The 22214-nt window shown below is 74.2% G+C and carries 18 protein-coding genes; 7 read left to right on the forward strand and 11 right to left on the reverse strand.

What is annotated here, in order from left to right; translation table 11 throughout:
- Nucleotides 1–402: 402 nt before the first annotated feature.
- Complete coding sequence (locus tag ACIQ9P_RS37520) at nt 403–1407, reverse strand: stage II sporulation protein M (protein ID WP_402366462.1); 1005 nt, start codon at nt 1405–1407, stop codon at nt 403–405.
- A gap of 220 nt (nt 1408–1627) precedes the next feature.
- Between ACIQ9P_RS37520 and ACIQ9P_RS37525 the strand changes: the two genes are divergently transcribed.
- The gene (locus tag ACIQ9P_RS37525) at nt 1628–2557 is read left to right on the forward strand and encodes an RDD family protein (protein ID WP_402366465.1); all 930 of its coding nucleotides are present in this window, start codon (nt 1628–1630) and stop codon (nt 2555–2557) included.
- A 92-nt stretch (nt 2558–2649) separates the two neighbouring features.
- Here the strand turns inward: ACIQ9P_RS37525 and ACIQ9P_RS37530 are convergent, their stop codons facing one another.
- A complete protein-coding gene (locus tag ACIQ9P_RS37530) occupies nt 2650–3327 on the reverse strand; it encodes a hypothetical protein (RefSeq protein WP_402366468.1) in 678 nt (225 codons plus the stop codon).
- 130 nt (nt 3328–3457) lie between these two features.
- Here ACIQ9P_RS37530 and ACIQ9P_RS37535 point away from each other — a divergent pair, with 130 nt between their 5' ends.
- Both ACIQ9P_RS37535 and ACIQ9P_RS37540 read left to right on the forward strand, forming a co-directional pair.
- Nucleotides 3458–4036, forward strand: a complete 579-nt coding sequence (locus ACIQ9P_RS37535; RefSeq protein WP_402366471.1) for a SigE family RNA polymerase sigma factor — start codon at nt 3458–3460, stop codon at nt 4034–4036.
- Complete coding sequence (locus ACIQ9P_RS37540; protein ID WP_402366474.1) at nt 4033–5166, forward strand: hypothetical protein; 1134 nt, start codon at nt 4033–4035, stop codon at nt 5164–5166. The genes ACIQ9P_RS37535 and ACIQ9P_RS37540 overlap by 4 nt, the downstream gene beginning before the upstream one ends.
- A gap of 98 nt (nt 5167–5264) precedes the next feature.
- Here the strand turns inward: ACIQ9P_RS37540 and ahcY are convergent, their stop codons facing one another.
- From ahcY to ACIQ9P_RS37570, 6 genes are all read right to left on the reverse strand, one after another.
- Nucleotides 5265–6713 carry an adenosylhomocysteinase gene (gene ahcY, locus ACIQ9P_RS37545; protein WP_402366477.1) on the reverse strand — a complete coding sequence of 483 codons (1449 nt, stop codon included), beginning with the start codon at nt 6711–6713 and terminating at the stop codon, nt 5265–5267.
- 317 nt (nt 6714–7030) lie between these two features.
- Nucleotides 7031–8008 carry a cation diffusion facilitator family transporter gene (locus ACIQ9P_RS37550; protein WP_402366480.1) on the reverse strand — a complete coding sequence of 326 codons (978 nt, stop codon included), beginning with the start codon at nt 8006–8008 and terminating at the stop codon, nt 7031–7033.
- A 108-nt stretch (nt 8009–8116) separates the two neighbouring features.
- Nucleotides 8117–9433, reverse strand: a complete 1317-nt coding sequence (locus tag ACIQ9P_RS37555) for an SIS domain-containing protein (RefSeq protein ID WP_402366483.1) — start codon at nt 9431–9433, stop codon at nt 8117–8119.
- 94 nt (nt 9434–9527) lie between these two features.
- Nucleotides 9528–9710 (reverse strand): Trm112 family protein, encoded by a 183-nt coding sequence (locus ACIQ9P_RS37560; protein ID WP_030398084.1) that lies wholly within the window; start codon nt 9708–9710, stop codon nt 9528–9530.
- A gap of 98 nt (nt 9711–9808) precedes the next feature.
- Entirely contained in the window at nt 9809–11191 is a 1383-nt protein-coding gene (locus ACIQ9P_RS37565; RefSeq protein WP_402366486.1) for a phosphomannomutase/phosphoglucomutase, read from the reverse strand.
- Between the two features lie 174 nt (nt 11192–11365).
- Complete coding sequence (locus tag ACIQ9P_RS37570; protein ID WP_402366489.1) at nt 11366–11731, reverse strand: DUF3499 domain-containing protein; 366 nt, start codon at nt 11729–11731, stop codon at nt 11366–11368.
- 164 nt (nt 11732–11895) lie between these two features.
- Here ACIQ9P_RS37570 and ACIQ9P_RS37575 point away from each other — a divergent pair, with 164 nt between their 5' ends.
- Complete coding sequence (locus ACIQ9P_RS37575) at nt 11896–12348, forward strand: metallopeptidase family protein (RefSeq protein WP_402366492.1); 453 nt, start codon at nt 11896–11898, stop codon at nt 12346–12348.
- A 92-nt stretch (nt 12349–12440) separates the two neighbouring features.
- Here ACIQ9P_RS37575 and ACIQ9P_RS37580 read toward each other — a convergent pair whose 3' ends face one another.
- The 3 genes from ACIQ9P_RS37580 to ACIQ9P_RS37590 form a co-directional block, all read right to left on the reverse strand.
- Nucleotides 12441–14156 carry a DUF5719 family protein gene (locus tag ACIQ9P_RS37580; RefSeq protein WP_402366495.1) on the reverse strand — a complete coding sequence of 572 codons (1716 nt, stop codon included), beginning with the start codon at nt 14154–14156 and terminating at the stop codon, nt 12441–12443.
- 6 nt (nt 14157–14162) lie between these two features.
- Entirely contained in the window at nt 14163–18032 is a 3870-nt protein-coding gene (locus ACIQ9P_RS37585) for a glycosyltransferase (protein ID WP_402366498.1), read from the reverse strand.
- Between the two features lie 249 nt (nt 18033–18281).
- Nucleotides 18282–18551 carry a WhiB family transcriptional regulator gene (locus ACIQ9P_RS37590; RefSeq protein WP_030310813.1) on the reverse strand — a complete coding sequence of 90 codons (270 nt, stop codon included), beginning with the start codon at nt 18549–18551 and terminating at the stop codon, nt 18282–18284.
- Nucleotides 18552–19173: 622 nt separating this feature from the next.
- Here ACIQ9P_RS37590 and ACIQ9P_RS37595 point away from each other — a divergent pair.
- The 3 genes from ACIQ9P_RS37595 (at nt 19174) to ACIQ9P_RS37605 (ending at nt 22214) form a co-directional block, all read left to right on the forward strand.
- Nucleotides 19174–19863: a cysteine dioxygenase gene (locus ACIQ9P_RS37595; RefSeq protein ID WP_402366502.1), complete on the forward strand. Its 690-nt coding sequence runs from the start codon at nt 19174–19176 to the stop codon at nt 19861–19863.
- Between the two features lie 63 nt (nt 19864–19926).
- Entirely contained in the window at nt 19927–20925 is a 999-nt protein-coding gene (gene cofD / locus ACIQ9P_RS37600; RefSeq protein ID WP_402366505.1) for a 2-phospho-L-lactate transferase, read from the forward strand.
- A complete protein-coding gene (locus ACIQ9P_RS37605; protein ID WP_402366508.1) occupies nt 20922–22214 on the forward strand; it encodes a coenzyme F420-0:L-glutamate ligase in 1293 nt (430 codons plus the stop codon). The genes cofD and ACIQ9P_RS37605 overlap by 4 nt, the downstream gene beginning before the upstream one ends.

Below are 22214 nucleotides of genomic sequence, written 5' to 3' on the forward strand. Positions count from 1 at the left end.
GCTGTTGAGTTCTCAAGGAACGGACGCTTCCTTCAGGCGGCTTTCACACCGGCCCTCCGGGCGCTTCGTTCTTTCGTGTTCCCAGCTTATCAGATCCTCGCGGCCGGTTTGACCGGCTTTCGTTTCTCCGAATTCCCGCTGGGGGGATTTCCTTCACTTCGCTCCGAAGCTTATCAAAGCTTTCGATGTGCTCAGTTCCGGGATTTACCTCGTCGGAGAGGGTGTGCATTTCGAGAAGCACACTCACCTCGACTCGGCGATGTCGTAGACATTAACGCCCGAGCCCGACTGTTGTCCAGTCCGTCCCAACCGTTCAAACCTACTAGCCCGGTCCTACCACGTCAATGGTTTTTTCGGGATGCGAGAAGAGTACCAGGTCAGGAGGCTGGTGATCACCACGACTCAGGCCGCGACAGGCTGGAGATCCGCCCGGTCGGCCGCGTCGAGGTCGCCGGTCTCGCCGGTCGCGGCGGCCCTCCGTCCCAACACCAGGGCGTAGAGCAGGAATGCGATCTCGGCGAGCGCGCCGATCGTGATCCGGGCCCAGGTCGGCAGGCCGGACGGTGTCACGAATGCCTCCAGCACGCCGGACACCGCCAGCACCGTCGCCAGGCCGATTCCCATGCCGACGATCGACCGGCCCTGTTCGGCGAGCGCGGTCGCCCGGCTGCGCGGTCCGGGGTCCACGATCGTCCACCCCAGCCGCAGTCCCAGGCCGCCGGCGACGAAGACCGCGGTCAGCTCCAGCAGGCCGTGCGGGATGAGCAGACCGAGAAAGACGTCGAGGCGGCCGGCCGAGGCCATCAGCCCGATGCCGAGCCCCAGGTTGAGGACGTTGCTCCACAGCACCCACAGCACCGGGAGCCCGAGCACCACTCCGTAGAGCAGGCACTGCACGGCGATCCACGCGTTGTTCGTCCAGACCTGGGCGGCGAAGGAGCTCGCCGGGCGGTCGGAGTAGTACGCCTCGTAGGCGCCACCGGGCCTGGTCATCTCCCGCAGCGCGTCCGGCGCGCCGAGGCTGTTGCGGACCTCGGGGTGGCCGGCCACCCACCAGGCGACCAGCGCGGTGCCGACCAGCGACAGCACCGCGACCGGGATCCACCAGCGGCGCGACCGGTAGAGCGCGGCGGGGAAGCTGACCGTGTAGTAACGGGCGACGTCCCGCCAGCCGCTCGTCCGGCTGCCGGTGACCGAGTCCCGGGCCCGCGAGACCAGACTGGTCAGCCGGCCTTCGAGCGTCGGGTCGGGCGCGGCGGCCTGGACCTTGGCCAGGTGGCCGGTGACCCGCTGGTAGAGGGCGACGAGCTCGTCCGCCTCCTCGCCGGTCGGACGCCGCTTCCTGGTGAGGGCGTCCAGCCGGGCCCACTCCCCCTGGTGGGTGGCGACGAAGACGTCCAGGTCCATGCGGCGGCTCCAGGGTCGGCGCGGGACGCGCGATCGGGCGGGTGCGGACAGGTGGGCCCAGCATGCCAGGGGGGACCGGCATCACGGCCGCCGGGACCTCCCTTCCCGGTCGGCTCCGCGGCCCCGTATGTTGACGGGCAGCAGACCACGGGATCGTGGGGGCGGTCCGCCGGATTCCCCTTCCACGGGCCCGTGCCACCGACGGGAACGGACTGGTGTCTTGAGCGACCTGGTGACGGGTGAGGCGGTCGTCCTCGGCCTGCGCGCGGCGAAGCTTCCGAGCCGGGGCCTGGCCGTCGCGCTGGACCTCGCCGTGCAGGTCGTCGGCCTCGCGGTGACGACGCTGGTACTGAGCCTGATCGTGCCGGACCTGGACGGCGCCGCGGTCGCCGCCGTGACGATCGGGCTGACCGTCCTCTTCCTGGTGGCACTGCCGATCATGATCGAGACCCTCAGCCGGGGGCGTTCGCTGGGCAAGGCCGCGCTGGGGCTCCGGGTGGTGCGCAGCGACGGCGGCCCGGTGCGGTTCCGGCACTCGCTGGTGCGCGGTCTGGTCGGCTTCCTGGAGATCATCGTGCTGTTCGGCGTGCCGGCCGTGATCTGCTCGGTGGTGTCCTCCGAGGGGAAGCGGCTGGGTGACGTCTTCGCGGGGACGCTGGTGGTGCGCGAGCGGGTGCCCGGTGGTGGCGGTGCTGCCGCCGCGCTGCCGCCGGTGAACCCTCAGTTGTTGCAGGCGATCGGCGGCGAGCTGGTCGCGCTGGACCTCTCCGCCGTGCCGGAACCGCTGTGGCTGGCCGTCCGGCAGTTCCTCGGGCGGATCGGCGAGCTGGACCATGCGGCCGCCCATCGGATGTCCGCCAGGCTCGCGGACGACCTGGCCGCCCGTACCGGTCATCCGGTGCCGTACGGGGTGCACCCGGCGGCGTACCTGGGTGCGGTCCTGACCGAGCGGCAGCGACGCGAGTGGACCAGGGCGCAGGGGTACGCGTTCCAGCAGCGGGCCCAGGGTCAGCAGTACGCCCCTCCTCAGTACGGCGCCCAGCAGTACGGCCCCCAGCAGTACCGGCCCGTGCCTCCGGTCACCCCGGTGGCACCGCCCGCGCCGCCGAGCCCGCCGGCCTCCGGCACCGGCTTCGCGCCGCCCGCCTGAGACCCGCCCGTCCGAGACCCGATCGCCTGAGACCCGCCCGCCGGGGACCCGATCCCCCGGGGCCCGACCGCTGAGGGCCGTCCCGGCGTGGTTCAGTCCCCGAGGCTCTCCCCGAGGCTCTCCCCGACGCTTTCCCCGTACCCGAACGCGGCCGGCCAGGCGTTCGGCGGCGACTCCAGCTCCTCCAGCTCGACGCCCCCGGCGGCCAGCACCACATCGCCGGCCAGGTGCACCACCTGCTGCTCGCCGGTCTCCAGGTCCGCCACCTGGTAGCGCTCGACGAGCAGCGGCCCCGAGTCCGTGTCGTGCGTCTCCACCCCCTCCAGCAGCCACCCCTGGTCGAAGGTGCGCGGCGCCAGCACCGGCTCGGTGAACGCGACCAGCCGGACCCGGGCGCTCGCCCCCTCCCGCAGCCGGAGCATCCGCGCGGCGGCGACGAGGAACGCGGGCGAGCGTCCGGCGAAGCCGTGCGCCCGGTCGTGCCCCTCCACCGCCTGCTCCCCGGCCGGGTCCGCGGCGTCGGCCCGCACCCAGGCCACCCCGTCGACCGCGCCGCCCCGGACCTGCCAGCCGCCGGCCCGGAGTTCCGTCCGCAGCGGGCGGGCGCGCGAGTCCAGGGTGAGGTCCACCGTGCCGAGCACCTGGCCGTCCGGCGCGTAGGTCTTGGAGACGTACCGCCAGCCCACCGGGCCGGGCGCGCAGCTGAAGCGCTCCTCACCGAGCAGGACATGGTCGTGGACGTCGTGGAGCGAGTACCGGCCGTTGGGCATGCCCGAAGCCTACGTCCGGCCCGGACCGGCCGATCGAACCGGCTCGAACGGCCGTGCAACCTCTCCCGGACGCCCCGCATTAGGGAGGTGTGCGCCGCGACCGCGGCGCCGCGGAAGGGAGCGTTCATCGATGGCGAAGCAGACCCGCGACGCCGAGTTCACGGAATTCGTCGCGGCGCGGGCACCGTGGCTCCGCAAGGTGGCCTACCTGCTCTGCGGTGACTGGCACCGGGCGGACGACCTGGTCCAGGAGTCGGTCACCAAGCTGTACGTGCGCTGGTCACGGCTTTCCCGGTTGGAGAACCTGGACGGGTACGCCCGGACCGTCCTGGTGAACACGTTCCTCGCCGAACAGCGCTCCCCATGGGGCCGCTGGACCGCCCGGCGCCGTACCGGGGCGGTGCCGGATCCGGCCGCCGCCCCCGCCGACCTGGACCTGGCGGTCGACCTCCGGCGCGCGCTGGCCGACCTGCCGCCCCGACAGCGGGCCGCCGTAGTGCTGCGGCACTACTGCGACCTGACGGTGGAGCAGACCGCGGCGGCGCTCGGGTGCTCCACCGGCAATGTGAAGAGCCAGACCTCCCGGGGGCTCGACGCGCTGCGCCGGTCCCTCGATCGCCAGGAACGGCGGGACCAGCAGGACCGCACGGACCCTCCGCACTTCCGAGACCTCCGGCCGGCCGTGCCGGTGGAAGGGGCAGTGAAATGAACGACCGCACCGACCTCACCGAGGACCGCCTCGCCACCGCGCTGGCCGTCGGCCTCACCGCGCTGGCCGACTCCCCCGCCCCGCTCGGCCGGACGGACACCGCCTGGTCGATCCGCCAGGGCCGGTCCCGGCTGCGCCGACGCCGGCTCGGCGTGACGACTACGGTGATGGCGGTGGCGGTGGGGGCCTCGGTCCTCGCCACCACCCTGCCCGACCGGACCGCCGCCCCTCTGAAGGCAGCCGCGACCCCGTCGAACCCCGTGCTTCCGATCCTCGGGCCGGACACCGGCCACGACCCGCTCACCGTCGGGGCGACCTTCGGCTGGCTGCCCGAGGGCTTCGGCGGGGTGAGCTACTCGATCGGTTTCAGCGGTGCGCCCACCCTGTTCAGCGGAAAGGCTTACGGCCCCCTGCAGACCGGCCCGAACGCGCTGGCGATGAATCGTCAGGCGGTGTTCCTCTCGGTGCTCCCGTCCGGTGAGGAACCGACCGTGGGGAGTGACATCCTCGGCCAGCAGCAGTACCGGGTGGACGCCCGGCCGGTGAACGGCCGACCGGCCTACTGGCTGGGCCGCGGGCCGCACGAACCGGCGGGCACCGGCCACGACTACCGGTTCCGCTGGCAGGCGGCCGACGGTGGCTGGCTCGAACTTCAGGCGACCTACATGCGTGCCGAGGACGGCGTCACCGACATCGTTCCGAGCATCGCCGCGAAGGTCGCGACCGGCCGGCAGGCAGTGCGGCTGCCCTTCAAGGTGCGGGACGTCCCCACCGGTTTCACCAACGTCGGGACCAGTCTCCAGATCGGCACGGCCGCCGACGGCTACCCCTGGTACGCGGGCCTCAACTACCAGTCCGGGGACAACTACATCGGGTTGGACATCCGGCCCGATGTCGAACCCACCGCCTCGGAGCTCCAGCCCCTGCCCCAGGCCGAAGCCTCGGTCGACCCGCCCGCCGACCCGACGAGTGCCCGGTCGTGCATCACCGCCCAGGGCCTGCGAGTGTGTGCCGGCAGCGCCCAGGGCGAAGCCCCGTTCGCCTCGACCGGTGGCCTGGCCGGCTGGCTGAACCGCCTTGTCCCGCTCGGCACCGACCGCTCCGACTGGACCACCGCGGTCACGCCCTGACACAGCCGGGACGCCGACGGCCCGGAAACCGGCGGTGGCCGACGCCCTCCACAGGGGAGGGGGCGTCGGCCACCGCGCTTGCTCGTTGCGTCACCGCATCAGTAGCGGTACTGCTCCGGCTTGTACGGGCCCTCGACCGGGACGCCGATGTAGTCGGCCTGCTCCTGGGAGAGGACGGTCAGCTTCACGCCCAGCGCGTCGAGGTGCAGACGGGCGACCTTCTCGTCCAGGTGCTTCGGCAGCACGTAGACGCCGATCGGGTACTGCTCGGTCTTCGTGAACAGCTCGATCTGGGCGATCGTCTGGTTGGCGAAGGAGTTGGACATCACGAACGACGGGTGGCCGGTCGCGTTGCCCAGGTTCATCAGGCGGCCCTCGGACAGCACGATGATGGTGCGGCCGTCGGCCTTGCGCCACTCGTGGACCTGCGGCTTGACCTCGGTCTTCACGACGCCCGGGAGCTTCGCGAGGCCGGCCATGTCGAGCTCGTTGTCGAAGTGGCCGATGTTGCCGACGATGGCCTGGTGCTTCATCCGGGCCATGTCGGAGGCCATGATGATGTCCTTGTTGCCGGTCGTGGTGATGAAGATGTCGGCGGTCTCCACGACCTGGTCCAGGGTGGTGACCTGGTAGCCGTCCATCGCGGCCTGCAGCGCGCAGATCGGGTCGATCTCGGTGACGATGACCCGGGCGCCCTGGCCGCGCAGCGACTCGGCGCAGCCCTTGCCGACGTCGCCGTAGCCGCAGACGACCGCGACCTTGCCGCCGATCAGGACATCGGTGGCGCGGTTGATGCCGTCGATCAGCGAGTGGCGGCAGCCGTACTTGTTGTCGAACTTCGACTTGGTGACCGAGTCGTTGACGTTGATCGCCGGGAACAGCAGCTGGCCGTCACGGTGCATCTCGTACAGGCGGTGGACACCGGTGGTGGTCTCCTCGGTGACGCCCTTGATGGTGGCGGCGACCTCGGTCCACTTGGTCGGGGTGTCCTTGAGGGTGCGGTTGAGCAGCTCCAGGATGATCCGGAACTCGTCGTTGTCCGCGGTGGACGGGTCCGGCGCGGCACCGGCCTTCTCGAACTCGACGCCCTTGTGGATCAGCAGGGTGGCGTCGCCGCCGTCGTCCAGGATCATGTTCGGGGTCTGGCCGTTCGGCCAGGTCAGCGCCTTCTCGGTGCACCACCAGTACTCGTCCAGGGTCTCGCCCTTCCAGGCGAAGACCGGCACGCCCTGCGGGTCCTCCGGGGTGCCGTTCGGGCCGACGGCGATGGCCGCGGCGGCGTGGTCCTGGGTGGAGAAGATGTTGCAGGAGCACCAGCGGACCTCGGCACCGAGGGCGGTGAGGGTCTCGATGAGCACGGCGGTCTGCACGGTCATGTGCAGCGAGCCGGTGATGCGGGCGCCGGCCAGCGGCTGGCTCGCGGCGAACTCGGCGCGGATGGACATCAGGCCGGGCATCTCGTGCTCGGCGAGCTGGATCTCCTTGCGGCCGAACGGGGCCAGGGAAAGGTCGGCGACCTTGAAGTCACCGGTGATGTCGGTCGACATGCGTCTGCTCCTCGCTGAGGGGTGGGCGGGGCCAAGGTCCTTGGGGTGCGTCACAACGCGGCGGGCCGCAACGGTCTGCGGCGACGCCAGGGCGTCCGGCCCGCGGCCGGGTTCGGCGCGGTACGGCTTCCCTGTTGCTCGGCACAAACCGTCGGAGGACCTCTCTCCCTCGACCGGCACGCCCCCTCGGGGGCGGGTCACCGATCGACCGCCATCAGCAGCGACGTTCTGGCTCTGGGGACGAATCTACACCGACGGCCCCGCCGAACGGCCCGGTACGGCCGTTTTTCGGCCTCCGGGCCGGGGTCCGCGCGGGCTCAGTGCGCCCCTCCGGGAACGGGGCCGCCGGGCGTGGCGTACGGGTCGTCACCCGCCGCCTCCTTCTCGGCGCTGTAGATGTCCGGCTCCAGGTAGATGACCCGGGCGATCGGCACCGCCCGCCGGATCCGGGCCTCGGCGGCGTCGATCGCCGCGGCGACCTCGGGGGCCGTCGCGTCGGCCGGGACGGCGATCTTCGCGGCGACCAGCAGTTCCTCCGGACCGAGGTGCAGGGTCCGCATGTGGATCACCCGGTCCACCGAGTCGTGGTCGACCAGCGCGTCCCGGATCCGGGCCACCACCTCGGGGTGGGCCGACTCGCCGAGCAGCAGCGACCTGGTCTCGACCGCCAGGACGAAGGCGATGACGATCAGCAGCACCCCGATGCACAGCGTGCCGACGCCGTCCCAGACCCCGTCCCCGGTGATCGCGGTCAGCCCCACGCCGAACAGCGCCAGCACCAGGCCGATCAGCGCGCCGGTGTCCTCCAGCAGCACGACCGGCAGCTCGGGCGCCTTGGCCCGGCGGATGTACGCCGGCCAGCCGTGCGTCCCCTTGTCCTTGACGGCCTCCCGGAACGCGGTGAGGAAGGACCAGCCCTCCAGCGCGATGGCGAGGACCAGCACGGCCACCGGCCAGTACCAGTTGTCCAGCTCGTGCGGGTGGGCGATCTTCTCGTAGCCCTCGTAGACGGCGAACATGCCACCGACGCTGAACAGCACGATCGACACCAGGAACGCGTAGATGTACCGCTCCCGCCCGTAGCCGAACGGGTGCTCGGGAGTGGCCTCGCGCTGCGCCCGCTTGCCGCCGACCAGCAGCAGCACCTGGTTGCCGGAGTCCGCCAGCGAGTGGACGCCCTCGGCGAGCATCGAGGAGGAGCCGGAGAAGGCGAACGCGACGAACTTGCTGACCGCGATGCCCAGGTTCGCGGTCAGCGCCGCGACCAGCGCCTTGGTACCGCCTTCGGTGCTCATTGCTCGGGAGGTCCCTCCGTCGGGGGCCGTCCGCGCGGCCCGTGACCGGTCGTCCGGTGGCCCGGTCGTCGTCGAGCGCATACGGTACCGGGCCGACCCGCCGTCGGCTCAGGACTGCGCGGCGAGGCCCAGGTAGACGGCCGCGAAGTCGGTGAGCGCGACCAGCTCGACCAGGGCGTGCAGCGGCTCCGGGCGGCGGCTGGCGTACTCGGTCAGCCGGACGTCGTGGGCGGCCGCGAGCCGGTGCGCCCGGGAGGCGCCGAAGCTGCGCGGTCCGGCGTCGTCGGCCGGGACCTCGGCCGGGCCGCCGTCCCCCTCCCCCGGTGCTCCCCCGGAAGCCGGTCCGCCGGAGCCCGGCCCGGCGGAGCCCGGCCCGGCGGACGCCGCCTCGGCCGTCTGCCGCAGCAGCAGGACCTGGAGGTGCAGCGGGTCCGGCTCCTCGACCCGGTCGCGGAAGAAGTCGTCCGGGTCGGCGCCCGCGCCGAGCTGGCCGGTGAACATGCCGCGGTGCGCGATCAGCGCCTGCGGCAGCAGACCCGCCAGCGCCGGGCGGCCGGCCCGCTCGGCGAGCTGGGCCGCGAACCTCCCGGCCGCGGCGCCGGCCACCGGGCCCTCCGCCCAGAGCAGCGGGACGGTCCCGGCCAGCCGGGCGGCCAGGCTCTTCGCCGGATTGGTGTAGGCGGCGGCGTCCGGACGGCAGCGGACGGCGGTGTCGTCCAACAGGTCGGCGGCCACCGCGAGCGCGTCGTACGGCAGCGGGGTGACGCCCAGCTTCTGGGTCAGCGCGAGCATCGGGGCGAGATGGGACCAGAGCGCGGCCGGGTCCTCGGCGGGCAGGTCGGGCTCGGCGCCGCGGCCGCTCCCGGAGCCGTCGTCGTCGGGTGTGTCGGAGGTGTCGGCGGCGGGCACGAACGGCAGCGGCAGCGCGCGCACCTGCAACGCCGCCTCGGCCAGCGGACTGCCCTCGGGGGCGGTGACCACGATCGCGCAGCCGCGCGCGTACGCCTGCTCGGCGAGGGCGACCAGGCCGCGTTCGCCGCCGGCGGCGGAGCTGATCACCAGCAGGTCCAGCGGGCCCGCCCAGCCGGGGAGCTGCCAGGCCAGGCCGGCCGTGAAGACGGCCGGGGCGGTGGCGCGGTCGGTGCGCGGGACGGGCGCGGCGTCGGTGGGCGGCAGCGGGGCGACCAGGCTCGCGGTGCCGGCCAGGGCGGCGAGCATCTCGCCGGCGGTCAGCGCGCTGCCGTGCCCGGCGACCAGGACGGCGCGCGGCCGCCCGTCGGGCCGCAGCCGGTCCAGACCGGCCGCCTCGGCGAGCCGCAGCGCGGTGCGGACCCGGGCGCCGGAGCCGGCCAGGGCGAGCAGGGCGCGGTCGTGGTCGGCGCGCCGGAGGGCGGCCGGGTCGTCGAGCAGGGTGTCGTCGAGCATGCGGCGGGCCTCCGGCTGCTGGCTGGGCGCTGAGGACGGCGGACGAACGGGGCGGCCGGCCCCGGTCGGGGACCGGGGGTGCCCCGCCCCAGGATCAGGCCGGGCGGCGGGCCTCGTCCACCAGCAGGACCGGAATGCCGTCGCGGACCGGGTAGGCCAGGCCGCAGGTCTCGCCGGCGCAGAGCAGCTCGGGCTGCTCCTCGGTGCCGCCCTCGGTGAGCGCGGACCGGCACTGCGGGCAGACCAGGATCTCCAGCAGGAAGGATTCGAGCTTCATGGGTTCGGTCTCCGGTCTCGGTACGGGGTCGCGGCCGTCGGCGCGGTGGTGCCCCGGCCGAGAGGAAACCCTACCGGCCGGGGCACCGGGGCCGTACGTCAGGCGCGGACGATCGCGAGCACGCCGTCGCGCAGCTCGGCCATCCTGGCCGGGTCCTTGGCCTCGACGTTGAGACGCAGCAGCGGCTCGGTGTTGGAGGCGCGCAGGTTGAACCACCAGTCCGGGCCGGCCACGGTGAGGCCGTCCAGCTCGTCGACCTCGGTGCCCTCGACGGCGTAGGCGGCGCGGACGTCGGCGGTCCGGGCGGCCTGGTCGGCGACGGTGCTGTTGATCTCGCCCGAGGCGGCGTAGCGGTCGTACTCGGCGGTGAGCGCGGAGAGGGTGCCCGGCTGCCCGCCGAGGGCGGCGAGCACGTGCAGCGCGGCGAGCATGCCGGTGTCGGCGCGCCAGAAGTCGCGGAAGTAGTAGTGGGCGGAGTGTTCGCCGCCGAAGACGGCGTCGGTGACGGCCATCTCCTGCTTGATGAAGGAGTGGCCGACCCGGGTGCGGACGGGCTTGCCGCCGAGCTCGCGGACCACCTCGGGCACGGTCCAGGAGGTGATCAGGTTGTGGATGATCGTCGGCTCGGCCTCGCCGGCGGCCCGGGCGCGGGCGATCTCGCGGGCGGCGACCAGCGCGGTGATGGCCGAGGGCGAGACCGGCTCGCCGCGCTCGTCGACGACGAAGCAGCGGTCGGCGTCACCGTCGAAGGCGAGGCCGAGGTCGGCGCCGACCTCGCGGACCTTGGCCTGGAGGTCGACCAGGTTCTTCGGGTCGAGCGGGTTGGCCTCGTGGTTGGGGAAGGTTCCGTCCAGCTCGAAGTACATCGGGACGAGGTCGATCGGCAGGCCGTCGAACACGGTCGGCACGGTGTGGCCGCCCATGCCGTTGCCGGCGTCGACGGCGACCTTGAGCGGGCGGATCGCGGTGAGGTCGACCAGGCCGAGCAGGTGGTCGGCGTAGCCGCGCAGGGTGTCCTGCTCGCTGAGGGCGCCGGGCGCCACGTCGCGGGCGGGGACGGTGACGGTGTCGTCGTCGGCGGTCCAGGACTCGACCAGCTCGCGGATGTCGGAGAGCCCGGTGTCCTGGCCGACGGGGGCGGCGCCGGCCCGGCAGAGCTTGATGCCGTTGTACTCGGCCGGGTTGTGGCTGGCGGTGAACATCGCGCCGGGCAGGTCGAGCGAACCGCTGGCGTAGTACAGCTGGTCGGTGGAGCAGAGGCCGATCAGCACCACGTCGGCGCCGTAGCCGGCCGCGCCGTCGGCGAAGGCCCGGCTGAGCGACGGGGAGGAGGGGCGCATGTCGTGGCCGACCACGATCGCGGACGCGCCGGTGACCTGCACGAACGCGGCGCCGAAGGCCCGGGCGAGGTTCTCGTCCCACTGGTCCGGGACGACGCCCCGTACGTCGTACGCCTTCACGAGCTGCTTGAGGTCGCGCACTGCGGCTCCACCCTGGTTCTGTGTCTGATCGGCGAACGCGCCGGCGCCCTGGCCGGCGGACCGGTCGCCCCTGGTCGCGGTAGGTCCGGGGCGCGGCGGAGGCCGGTACCCGGTAGGGGGGAGCGTACCCGGGCGGGCGGGACGGTTCGTGCCGGGGCGGGAACGGTCCGCGGCTCAGTTGTCGGGCGAGCGGAGCACCCGGAGGTGGCCGCGGCGGCCGGCCTCGGTGGACTCGCCCTCGGGGGCGCGGCCCTGACGCGGGGTCTGCGGGCGGGCGGCCTCGCGGACGGCGTTGGCGAGCGCCTCCAGATCGTCGCTGCTGCGGCGCAGCGGGCCGGTCTCGGCGGCGAGCCGGACCACGTCCCAGCCGCGCGGGGCGGTGAGGCGCTCGGCATGCCCGGAGCACAGGTCGTAGCAGTGCGGCTCGGCGTAGGTCGCGAGCGGGCCGAGGACGGCGGTGGAGTCCGCGTAGACGTACGTCAGCGTCGCGACGGCCGGACGGCCGCACGCGGTCCGCGAACAACGACGTACAGAGCTCACGAGGGTGGACGGTACCGCACTCCTTGCCGGGGAGCGAAGACCGCCTGTCCGGAAGGTGTGCCGTGTCGCGGTCCGCGCGCCGCCCGGGCGCTCCGCTCGCCCCGGGCGAACAGGTGCGGGGGTGGTCCACTTCCGGGCATCCAAGGACTACTCTCGGCAGTGATATGGACAGCTCCGCACCGCAGTCATCGACGGGTCCCTCACGCCGCCCCCGGCACCGTGACCGGCACGGCAGGGGTCTCCGCGGCCCGCTGGCGCCGCCGCAGGTACCGATCTCGCTCACCCGCTCCGAGTTGTTCGACGACTACGTGCGCGAATCGGTGGAGCGTCTTGAGCGGCGCTGGCCGCAATTGATCGAGGTGGAGTTCGCCGTCCAGGAGGTGCCGCTGCACGAGCCGGACGGCGCCGATCCGGACGGCGGGGTGCCGCTGGGCCGGGTGTCGCCGGGTCAGCAGGGGCGCAAGAGCCAGATCGTGGTGTACCGGAGACCGGTGGAGATCCGGGCGAAGTCGCGCGAGGACCGCGCGGCGCTGGTGCACGAGATCCTGATCGAGCAGGTGGCGGAACTGCTGGGGCTCTCCCCCGACGCGATCGACCCCCGCTACGACGAGGACTGAGGCGAGGACCGGGCTGGCGCCGGACCGCCTCGGCGCGGGGGCCGCCCCCCGGTTCGGGTGGCGGCCCCCGCGCCGTGCGGTCGGCGCGCCGCTCAGCGCAGGACCACGCCCGGGTTCTGGGCGGCCTGCGGGACCTTGACGGTGGAGCGGTCGTCGCGCAGGGCCTGGACGGTGAACATCGGCACGTCCTTGCTGGGGAGCGCGAGCATCCGCGCGGCGACGACCGGGCCGCCGGAGACGGTCTCCGCGGTGAGCGCGAAGCTGCCGTTCAGCCCGGTGGGCTCGGGCGCCGGGAGGGAGACGGTGCCGCCGGCCGGGAGCTGGACCTCCTTGGTGGCGGGGGTGCCGCCGCCGGTGCCGGCCGAGGCGGTGATCCGCACGGTGGCGGCCTCGCCGGTGGAGGTCAGGAAGAGCGTGGACGGCCCGCCGCCCCGGTTGTCGGCCACGGTGGCGCGGGTGCCGACCGGCGCGGTGCCGGCCAGCCAGGCGGCGTCGGACTTGCCGTTCGCCCCGGCGCGGTCGACCCGCAGGCCGGCCACCACGGGGGTGGGGTGCTTGTCGTCGCTGGGCGACACCCGCAGCCCGGCGACCTCGTCCCGGGTCACCTTGCCGAGGTCCACCGAGGCCACCGTGCCGGCCTTGACGTGGATGGACTCGTTCCCGGCCGGGACGAACCAGCCGTTCTTGCCGGAGAGCTCGATCCTGAGGTCCGCGTCGTCCTCCGGCGGGGCCCAGACCACCAGGTGGGCGGCCGAGGTGTCGGCGGGCAGGCCGGGCATCACCTGGACCGGCGCGGGGTCGGCGGAGGCGGGCACCCAGTCGGCGCCCTTGCTGCCGTCGGCGGCGTGCAGGGCGGCGCCGACCCGGCCGGAGCGGGCGACCACGTGCACGGCGAGGTCGGCGACCTGGCCCTTGCTGATGGTGGGCAGCAGGACCGACTGGGAGCTGCCGGGGGCGACGGTGATGCTGTTGGCGGCGTCGTTCTCGATCAGACCCTTGTCGCCGTAGAGCTTGAGGTCGACCACGGCGGCCGTGGACTCGGCGTTGACCAGGCTGACGTAGTCGGTGCGGCCCTCGGCGGTGGAGGCGCCCGCGAACCAGAACCCGGTGCCGGACGGCGTGCAGGTGATCCCGGACAGGCCGAGGCCGCGCTGCTCGGTGACGGTGGTGGTCTGGGTGACGGTGAAGCCGGGGGCGAGCGCGCCGGTGGCGACGGCCCCGGTGCCGGGGGCCAGGTCGCTGTTGGCGGCGGGGGCGGACACCGGGGTGCCGGGCTTGGCCAGGGTGAGCCGGGCGTCGGCGGGCGCGGCGTTCCGGTCGGCGGCGGCCGCGGCGGGCGCGGCCGGGGTGGGCGCGCCGGTGGCGGCCGGGGTCGCGGGGGCCGGGGTCGCCGCGCCCGGGGCGGCGGGCTGCGGGGCCGCCGGCGCGGCCGCGTCGGAGATCCAGCCGGTGCCGCCGGTGCCGTCACCGGTGCCCGGCGGGGTGTAGGCGGTGAGCGTGGTGGTGCCGGTGAGGCCCTGGAGCGGCTGCGGGCAGACCACGGCGGTCCGCTCGACCTGCGCCGAGGTGGCGGTGGCCCGGTCGGTGGCCGCGGTGGCGGCGGGCTTGCGGAGTTCGGCGATGCCGAACACCGCCGCCAGCACCACGGCGGCGGCCAGCAGCGACCGGGTGGTGCGGACGGCACCGGAGCCCCGGGGAGCCGCCGGGGCGGCGGGGGCGGCGGGGGCGCCGTCGAAGGTGCCGGTCCCCCCGGCACCGCGGGCGGTGTCCGGGGCGCCGGACTTCTTCCTGAAGGCGGGCTTCTTCATCGCGGGTCAGCTCCCCGATCCGTGGTGGTGCGGGTACCGGCCCGGGCCGTGCGGGCTGTTCGGGTCCTGCGGGTTGCCCGGGTCGTTCGGGTCCGGCTGTTCGTAGTAGGGCTCGGACTGCTGCCCCGGCACCCAGGGCTGCTGCTCGGGCTGCTGGTAGGGGTCGTAGCCGTACTGCTGCTCGCCCTGGTAGGGCTGCTGGTAGCCCTGCTGCTGGTAGCCGTCCTGGCCGCCGTACCCCTGTCCGCCGTAGGGCGCGCCGGTCGGCTGCTGCGCGTACGGGTCGTAGCTGTAGGGGTCGGCCTGCTGGTACGTCTGGTACGGGTCGGCGTACGGCTCGGACTCCTGCGCGGCGGCGGCCGCCAGGACCGCTCCGGCCGACGGCTCGGCGGACGGCTGGGCCGGGACCGGGCCGGGTCGGCCCTGGTACACCCCGGCGTCCGGGTCGGCGGGCTCCGGGCCCTCGCCCTCGGCGCCCTCCCCCCGCTCGGCCATCCGGCGGGCCCGGCGGCTGCCGGGGGCCGGGGCCTGCGCCTGGGCGGCGGCGGCCAGCTCGGCGGCCGCGACGACGTCCTCGGGCAGGTCGTCGTCCTTGTGGTTGCGCCGGCCGGGCAGGGCCAGCACCAGGACGGTCAGGCCGATCAGCAGCTGGCCCCAGATCCAGCCGGTGTGCAGCAGGCTTCCCTCGCGGGTGAGGACCAGCTTGCCGCCGGCGGCGGGGAGCTTGAAGCCCTGCGCCCAGCCGTCGACGGTGACCCGCTCCAGGGCGGTTCCGTCCAGGGTGGCCGTCCACTCGGGGGCGGCGGACTCGGCGAGCCGCAGCACCCGGCCCTCGGGCCCGGCGGGCAGGGTGGTGTCGATGTCGCGCGGCCCGGACGGGACCACCACCGGGACGGTGCCCGGCGCGGTGATCAGGGCCCGGGTCGCGGGGGTGCCGTCGACCTGCCAGAGCGCGGCGCCGCCGTCCTGGTTGGCCTTGACCAGGCCGGGCGTGGTGTCCAGGACGTCCTTGAAGGCGCCGATCAGCGGCTGGTCGACCAGCACGTAGGCGATGCCGTAGCGGGAGAGCGCGCCCGCCTGGTCGGCGCCGGAGCCGGCCAGCAGGCTGCCGACGGTCCGGTCCAGGCCGGCCGTGGTGCCGGTGTCCGGGTCGACGGTGGACTCGGCCTGGCCGAGCGTCAGTCCGGCGCCGCGGACCATGGTGTACGTGACCGATCCGCCCTTCGGATCGCCGGTGAGGACCAGGGTGCGGGAGCGGTCGGTGGTGCCGGCCTGCTCGGCGATGAACGCGGGCACCTGGGCGCCGCGGCCCCGGTGCAGCGGGCCGTCGGCGCCGGTGACGGCCCACCAGAGGCCGGTGCCCAGCGGGGCGAGCACGGCGGCCGCCACCACCAGCGCGGCGACCGGCTGACGCCAGCCGAAGGCGATGCCGGCGACCCGGGCGTTGGCGCCGTCGGCGCCGATCGCGGCGGCGGCCAGCAGGGCGACACCGGCGAGCAGGGTGGCCGGGCCGGACCACGCGGGAACGGCCGGACCGCCGGAGGCGGGGGTGACCGCGGTGCCGGCCACCAGGACCGCGAAGACGAGTCCGGCCCCGGCGGCGCCCCAGGCGGCCAGCACCGCGCGACGGCGGTCGGCGCGCAGCAGGGCGGCCAGCGCGGCGAGCACCACACCGGCGGAGAGCCAGACCGGCGGCACCCCGGCACCGCCGGGGTTGACCATCAGCAGCCCGGCCGAGGTCGGCCCGGAGCCGTGCAGGCCGGGCAGACCGGCCTCCAGCAGCAGCCGCTGCGGGTTCGACAGCACCTGGAGCGACCAGGGGGCGAGCACCGCGACCGGCGCCGCGAGGACCACCAGGACGCGCAGGCCGAGCAGCCGCAGCGCGGTGATGCCCGAGCCGAAGGCCCCGCCGCGGACCACGGCGGTGACCAGCATGGCCAGGCAGAGCGGCACGGCCAGCGCCCAGACCAGCGGGACGAAGGCGGTGGCCAGGGTGAGCAGCAGGACCGTCATCCAGGCGGAGCGCCAGCCGGGGCGGGCGCCCTTGGCGGCGCTCTCGGCGCGGATGCCGAGGCCGGCGGTGACGGCGGCGGCCCGGGCCAGCGGCGGCAGCAGCACGGCCAGCACCGCGGTGCCGATCCGGCCCTGGGCGAGCGCGCCGGTGGCGGCGGGCAGCAGCGCGTAGGTGGCGCTGGCCCAGGCACGGACCAGCTTGGAGTCGATCAGCGGCCGGGAGACCAGGTAGGCGCTGACGGCGGAGAGCGGGACGGCGAGCACGACCAGCAGCGTGACCGCGAGGTCGGCGTGGTCGAACAGCAGCCAGGAGAGGATGGACAGCACCCCGAGGTAGGGCGGCGCGGCGGCGGTGGAGCCGGTGCCGACGGGGTGCCAGGCGTCGGCGTACATCGACCAGAGGCCGGCCGCGCCGTCGGTGGCGGGCAGCAGGGCGCCGCCGAAGAGGGCCCCGCCGCCGAGCAGGTCGCGGCAGGCGGCCAGGGCGAACACCAGCAGGGCGGCGAACAGCACCGGGGCCGGGCGCCGGACGAGCTTCTTGATCAGCGCGAACTGCTCGACGACCAGGTCCTCGGAGTCCTCGTCGCCCGGTCCGGCCTCGACCGAGCCGTGCCGGCCGCCGGCGTCGTCGCCGCCCCCGATGCCGAGCGAGCCGACGACGCCCTCGACGGCGAGCCGGGCGGTGGCGCCGGGCGCGGGGAAGAGCGTGCGGTCGTCCAGCGCGTCGGCGGAGCGGGTGCGGCCGCGGCGTTTGCGGGCGGCCAGCAGCCGGGGCAGCCGGACGAGTTCGTGGCCGAGGCCGGCCAGTTCGTCGAACGCCTGCTTGGGGTCCTTGCCGAGCAGGTTGGCGACCACCCGCAGCAGGGTGCCGAGCACCAGCCGGAGCAGCACGTACGGGAGGAGCGCGCCCTTGGAGTTGGCGAGCAGGGTGTAGACGGCGCCGGCCTTGTCGACCCGGTGCGGGTGGGCCGGGCCGCAGTCGATGGCGCGGCGCTCGCGGCTGGCGGCCTCGGCGTGCCGGAGCACGGCGTCCGGGGCGACCACGACACGGTGGCCGGCGGCGTTGACCCGCCAGCAGAAGTCGGTGTCGTCGCGCATCAGCGGCAGCGCCCGGTCGAAGCCGCCGAGCTCCTCGAAGACGTCGCGGCGCACCAGCATGCCGGCGGTGGAGACGGCGAGCACCGGGCGGACCTGGTCGTGCTGGCCCTGGTCCTGCTCGCGGCGGTCGAGCCCGGTCCAGCGGCGGCCGGAGCGGGCGATGCTGACGCCGACCTCCAGCAGCTGGCGGCGGTCGTACCAGCTGCGCAGCTTGGGGCCGACGACGGCGGCGCTGGGGGTCGAGTCGGCGACCTGGAGCAGCCGGCGCAGCGCGTCGGTCTGCGGCTCGCAGTCGTCGTGCAGCAGCCAGAGCCATTCGACCGGCGTGGTCTCCCGGGGCCCGCCCCGGCCGAGGTCGTTCTCCTCGCCGAGCGGATCGCCGAAGTCGTCCCAGCCACCGGTGACCGGGTCGTAGCCGGAGGGGTCGAGCCGGTAGGGCAGGTCCTCGGCGCGCAGCGGCGGGCTGCTGAACACCGCCTCGGCGACGGCGGTGCCGAAGCCGGCCCGGCGGCCGAGCACGGTCGGGCCGCTGTCGGGGAGCCAGTCGGCGAGGGTCTCGGCGAGCAGGCGCGGGGAGTCGTCGGTGGAGCCGGTGTCGACCGCGAGGACGCGCTGGACCTGGCGGTCCTGGCCGAGCAGGCCGGCCATGGCCTGCGGCAGCCAGCGGGCGCCGTCGTGGGAGACGATCACGGCGGTGACCAGATGGCGCGGGTAGGCGGGCGGCCTGCTGGCGGAGGAGCCGCTCTGGTGGCTGTAGACGGTCATCGAGTGCGCGGGCCCCAGTTCTCGGTGGACACAGCCGGTGAACGGCAACCGGATGGCGCACCACACTAACGGCTCCGGGTGTCGGCTCCGTCCACGGTGTCCGCCCGGGAACGCGAAAGCGCCTCACCACAGGGGGTGAGGCGCTCGGCCGCGGGCTGTTCGCGCGGGCCGGCCGGTCGGGGTTCCGCGGGCGGCGGATCCGGGGAAGCCTGGGGGATCCGGACGTTCCGGGGGCTGCGGCCACCCCGGTCAGACGGCGCTCTTCTTGAGCCGACGGCGCTCGCGCTCGGAGAGGCCGCCCCAGATGCCGAAGCGCTCGTCGTTGGCGAGGGCGTACTCCAGGCACTCGGAGCGGACCTCGCAGGCGAGGCAGACCTTCTTGGCCTCGCGGGTGGAGCCGCCCTTCTCCGGGAAGAAGGACTCGGGGTCGGTCTGCGCGCAGAGTGCGCGCTCCTGCCAGCCGAGTTCTTCCTCCTCCTCGATGCCGTCACCGATCAACAGCTCAAAGAGCTCGCTCATGTGGCGCGCCTCCTCTGCCCCTATTGGCGTCCCCGTGGTTGCCGTTGCCTCGTGCGGCCGACGACACGAGTGAAATTACAGTTGCGTCACTCTGGCCCAGTCAAGCCGAGCTCTGGTATTGGGGCCGGGATTCACTCCCTGGCACCAAGCCGTTACGAATAGTGTACATAACCGGACACATCGGACCTCTAGCCCGATTGCCCGCGAAGGACGACGAACCATTCGCCACCGGGGGCCGGGTGACACGAGGTCACCGCCACAGGCCGGTCATCGCCCTGCCTTCCCGGCGATCTTCCCATCGAAACATAGAGGGTGATTTATCACTCCATCGGGTAGTTCATGGTTGATCTCACCCGAATGTCCGCTCTCCCCGAGTTGACATCGACCCCGCGGATGCGTTGTCCTTTTCCCTATGTCAGAGTTCCTCGGCCCCCGGAGCGGTTCCACGCTCCGCCCTGCCGTGAACTCCTGTTGTCGCCTCTGTTCCTGCCGCTGTATCTAGGCGCCCGCCGTCCCGCCGCGCGCCGCCCAGGAAGCACAGAGGCCGCCCGCGATTCCCGCCCCAGGACATCCCGGACCCGGCTGACTCCCCTGACGAACCAGCCCTCCGAGGACGACTCCCGTGCGAATGATCCGCATCCGCAAGCGGAACCGCGACCGCAACAAGCACACCCGGCCGCTCCCGCCCGTTCCCTCCGCCCGCCCCGGCGGACACCCCGGCGGACACCCCTGGGCCGACGGCCTCAGCGACGTCTCCATCGCCGGTGACCCGCTCGCCTTCCCGCACCTCGCCCGCACCGACCTGCCCGCCCACCCCACCACCGTCGCCGGGTACGCCCGGCTGGTCCGGGAGATCGCCGCCGACCGGGACCGCTGGGAGCCGCTCGTCCGCTACGACGCGCTCACCCGCTGGTACGCCCGGCTGGAGACCGGACCCGGCTACGAGGTCTGGCTGCTCAGCTGGCTGCCCGGCCAGAGCAGCGGCTTCCACGACCACGGCGCCTCCTCCGGCGTGATGGCCGTGGTCCGGGGCGAGCTGGTCGAGCGCTCGCTCACCCTCCCCCGGCACCCGGCCGGGGCCACCCCCGGCGGCCTCGGCTCCCGCACCCTGCGCCCCGGCGGGACGGAGGGTTCCCCCGCCGGAGGCTGGGGACGGGTCTTCTCCCCCGGCTACCTGCACGAGGTGGTCAACGCCTCGCTGGAGCCCGCCGTCTCGATCCACCTCTACAGCCCCGGCCTGACCGAGATGAACCAGTACGGCACCGGCGCCGTTCCCGAGCAGCACCCGCAGACGTCCGCCGAGGCCCACTGAGGCACCGGACGCGGTTGTCGAGGGTCGGGCTGACGACCTGTCGGCGCGTGGCAGGATGGGCGCATGCGCATCGTGGCACTGGCAGGCGGGATCGGCGGAGCGCGTTTTCTGCGCGGACTCCGGGAGGCCATCGGACCCGAGGACGAGATCACCGTCATCGGCAACACCGGTGACGACATCCACCTCTTCGGGCTCAAGGTCTGCCCCGACCTCGACACCGTCATGTACACCCTCGGCGGCGGCATCCACGAGGAGCAGGGCTGGGGCCGGACCGAGGAGACCTGGTCCATCAAGGCCGAGATGAAGGAGTACGGCGTCGGCCCCGAGTGGTTCGGGCTCGGCGACCGGGACTTCGCCACCCACCTCGTGCGCAGCCAGATGCTCGCCGCCGGCTACACCCTCAGCCAGGTCACCGAGGCGCTCTGCGTGCGCTGGCAACCCGGGGTGCGGCTGCTGCCGATGAGCGACGACCGGGTCGAGACCCATGTCCGGATCACCGACGAGCAGGGCACCCGGGCCATCCACTTCCAGGAGTACTGGGTCAAGCTGCACGCCGCCGTCGACGCCGAGGCGATCGTGCCGGTCGGCGCGGAGACCGCCAAGCCGGCGCCCGGCGTCCTGGAGGCCCTCGCCGAGGCCGACGTCATCCTGTTCCCGCCGTCCAACCCGGTCGTCTCGATCGGCACCGTCCTCGCCGTACCGGGCATCCGGGACGCCGTCGCCGCCGCTTCCGCCCCGGTCGTCGGGCTCTCCCCGATCATCGGCGGCGCGCCCGTGCGGGGCATGGCCGACAAGGTGCTCGCCGCCGTCGGGGTCGAGGCCACCGCCGAGGCGGTCGCGCTGAACTACGGCAGCCGGAAGGCGTCGCGGAGCGGCACCGGCGGGATCGGTGCCGGGCTGCTGGACGGCTGGCTGGTGGACACCGTCGACGAGGCCGCCGTCGCCGCCGTCGAGGCGGGCGGGATCGCCTGCCGGGCGGTGCCGCTGCTGATGACCGACGTCGCCGCCACCGCCGACATGGCCCGGGCCGCGCTCGCGCTCGCCGAGCAGGTGCGCGGGTGAGCCTGCGGATCCTCCCGGTCCCCGGGCTGCCCGAGATCGACGCCGACAGCGACCTCGCCGAACTGATCGCCAAGGCCGCCGACTACGAGGACGGCGACATCCTGCTGGTCACCTCCAAGGTGGTCAGCAAGGCCGAGGGCCGGCTGCTGCACGCCGCCGACCGGGAGGCCGCGATCGACGCCGAGACCGTCCGGCTGGTCGCCCGGCGCGGCCCGATCCGGATCGTCGAGAACCGCAACGGCCTGGTCATGGCCGCCGCCGGGGTGGACGCCTCGAACACCGCGCCCGGCACCGTCCTGCTGCTGCCCGAGGACCCGGACGCCTCGGCCCGCGCGCTGCGCGCCCGGCTCCGGCAGCTCACCGGCCGCCGGCTCGCCGTCGTCGTCACCGACACCTTCGGCCGGCCCTGGCGCAACGGCCTCACCGACGTCGCCATCGGCGCCGCCGGCCTGGCCGTCCTGGAGGACCACCGCGGGCGTGCCGACTCGCACGGCAACGAGCTGTTCCAGACCGTCACCGCCACCGCCGACGAGCTCGCCGGCGCCGCCGACCTGGTCAAGGGCAAGGCCACCGGCACCCCGGTCGCCGTGGTCCGCGGCCTCGGCCACCTGGTCACCGCCGAGGACGGCGAGGGCGTCCGGCCGATGCTGCGGCCCGCCGCCGACGACATGTTCCGGCTCGGCACCTCCGAAGCGATCCGGCAGGCCGTCACCCAGCGGCGCACCGTCCGCGCGTTCACCGCCGAACCGGTCGACCCGGACGCCGTCCGGCGCGCCGTCGCCGCCGCGGCCACCGCGCCCGCGCCGCACCACACCACGCCGTGGCGGTTCGTCCTGCTGGAGACCCCCGAGGTGCGGACCCGGCTGCTGGACGCGATGCTCGCCGCCTGGCGCCGCGACCTCACCGAGCTGGACGGCTGGGACGAGGAGAGGACCGCCCGGCGCACCGCCCGCGGCGACGTCCTGCGCGCGGCCCCCTACCTGGTCGTCCCCTGCCTGGTCATGGACGGCTCGCACGACTACCCGGACCCGCGCCGGGCCGCGGCAGAGCGTGAGATGTTCACCGTCGCCGTCGGCGCCGCCGTGCAGAACCTGCTGGTCACCCTGGCCGGCGAGGGCTACGGCTCGGCCTGGGTCTCCTCGACGATGTTCTGCCGCGACACCGTGCGCGAGGTGCTCGACCTCCCGGGCCACTGGGACCCGATGGGCGCCGTCGCCGTCGGCCGCCCCGCCGAGCCGCCGCGCTCGCGCCCCGAGCGCACGGCGGACGCCTTCATCGAGGTGCGGTAG

Source organism: Kitasatospora sp. NPDC094019 (assembly GCF_044764505.1).
Classification (GTDB): Bacteria; Actinomycetota; Actinomycetes; order Streptomycetales; family Streptomycetaceae; genus Kitasatospora.

What these genes read in the sequence shown, in the direction of transcription:
- ACIQ9P_RS37530 (WP_402366468.1), bottom strand. Translation starts at nt 3,327, where the DNA reads ATGCCCAACGGCCGGTACTCGCTCCACGACGTCCACGACCATGTCCTG.
- ACIQ9P_RS37555 (WP_402366483.1), bottom strand. Translation starts at nt 9,433, where the DNA reads ATGCTCGACGACACCCTGCTCGACGACCCGGCCGCCCTCCGGCGCGCC.
- ACIQ9P_RS37585 (WP_402366498.1), bottom strand. Translation starts at nt 18,032, where the DNA reads ATGACCGTCTACAGCCACCAGAGCGGCTCCTCCGCCAGCAGGCCGCCC.
- ACIQ9P_RS37560 (WP_030398084.1), bottom strand. Translation starts at nt 9,710, where the DNA reads ATGAAGCTCGAATCCTTCCTGCTGGAGATCCTGGTCTGCCCGCAGTGC.
- ACIQ9P_RS37575 (WP_402366492.1), top strand. Translation starts at nt 11,896, where the DNA reads ATGGACAGCTCCGCACCGCAGTCATCGACGGGTCCCTCACGCCGCCCC.
- ACIQ9P_RS37590 (WP_030310813.1), bottom strand. Translation starts at nt 18,551, where the DNA reads ATGAGCGAGCTCTTTGAGCTGTTGATCGGTGACGGCATCGAGGAGGAG.
- cofD (WP_402366505.1), top strand. Translation starts at nt 19,927, where the DNA reads ATGCGCATCGTGGCACTGGCAGGCGGGATCGGCGGAGCGCGTTTTCTG.
- ACIQ9P_RS37540 (WP_402366474.1), top strand. Translation starts at nt 4,033, where the DNA reads ATGAACGACCGCACCGACCTCACCGAGGACCGCCTCGCCACCGCGCTG.
- ACIQ9P_RS37550 (WP_402366480.1), bottom strand. Translation starts at nt 8,008, where the DNA reads ATGAGCACCGAAGGCGGTACCAAGGCGCTGGTCGCGGCGCTGACCGCG.
- ACIQ9P_RS37520 (WP_402366462.1), bottom strand. Translation starts at nt 1,407, where the DNA reads ATGGACCTGGACGTCTTCGTCGCCACCCACCAGGGGGAGTGGGCCCGG.
- ahcY (WP_402366477.1), bottom strand. Translation starts at nt 6,713, where the DNA reads ATGTCGACCGACATCACCGGTGACTTCAAGGTCGCCGACCTTTCCCTG.
- ACIQ9P_RS37535 (WP_402366471.1), top strand. Translation starts at nt 3,458, where the DNA reads ATGGCGAAGCAGACCCGCGACGCCGAGTTCACGGAATTCGTCGCGGCG.
- ACIQ9P_RS37580 (WP_402366495.1), bottom strand. Translation starts at nt 14,156, where the DNA reads ATGAAGAAGCCCGCCTTCAGGAAGAAGTCCGGCGCCCCGGACACCGCC.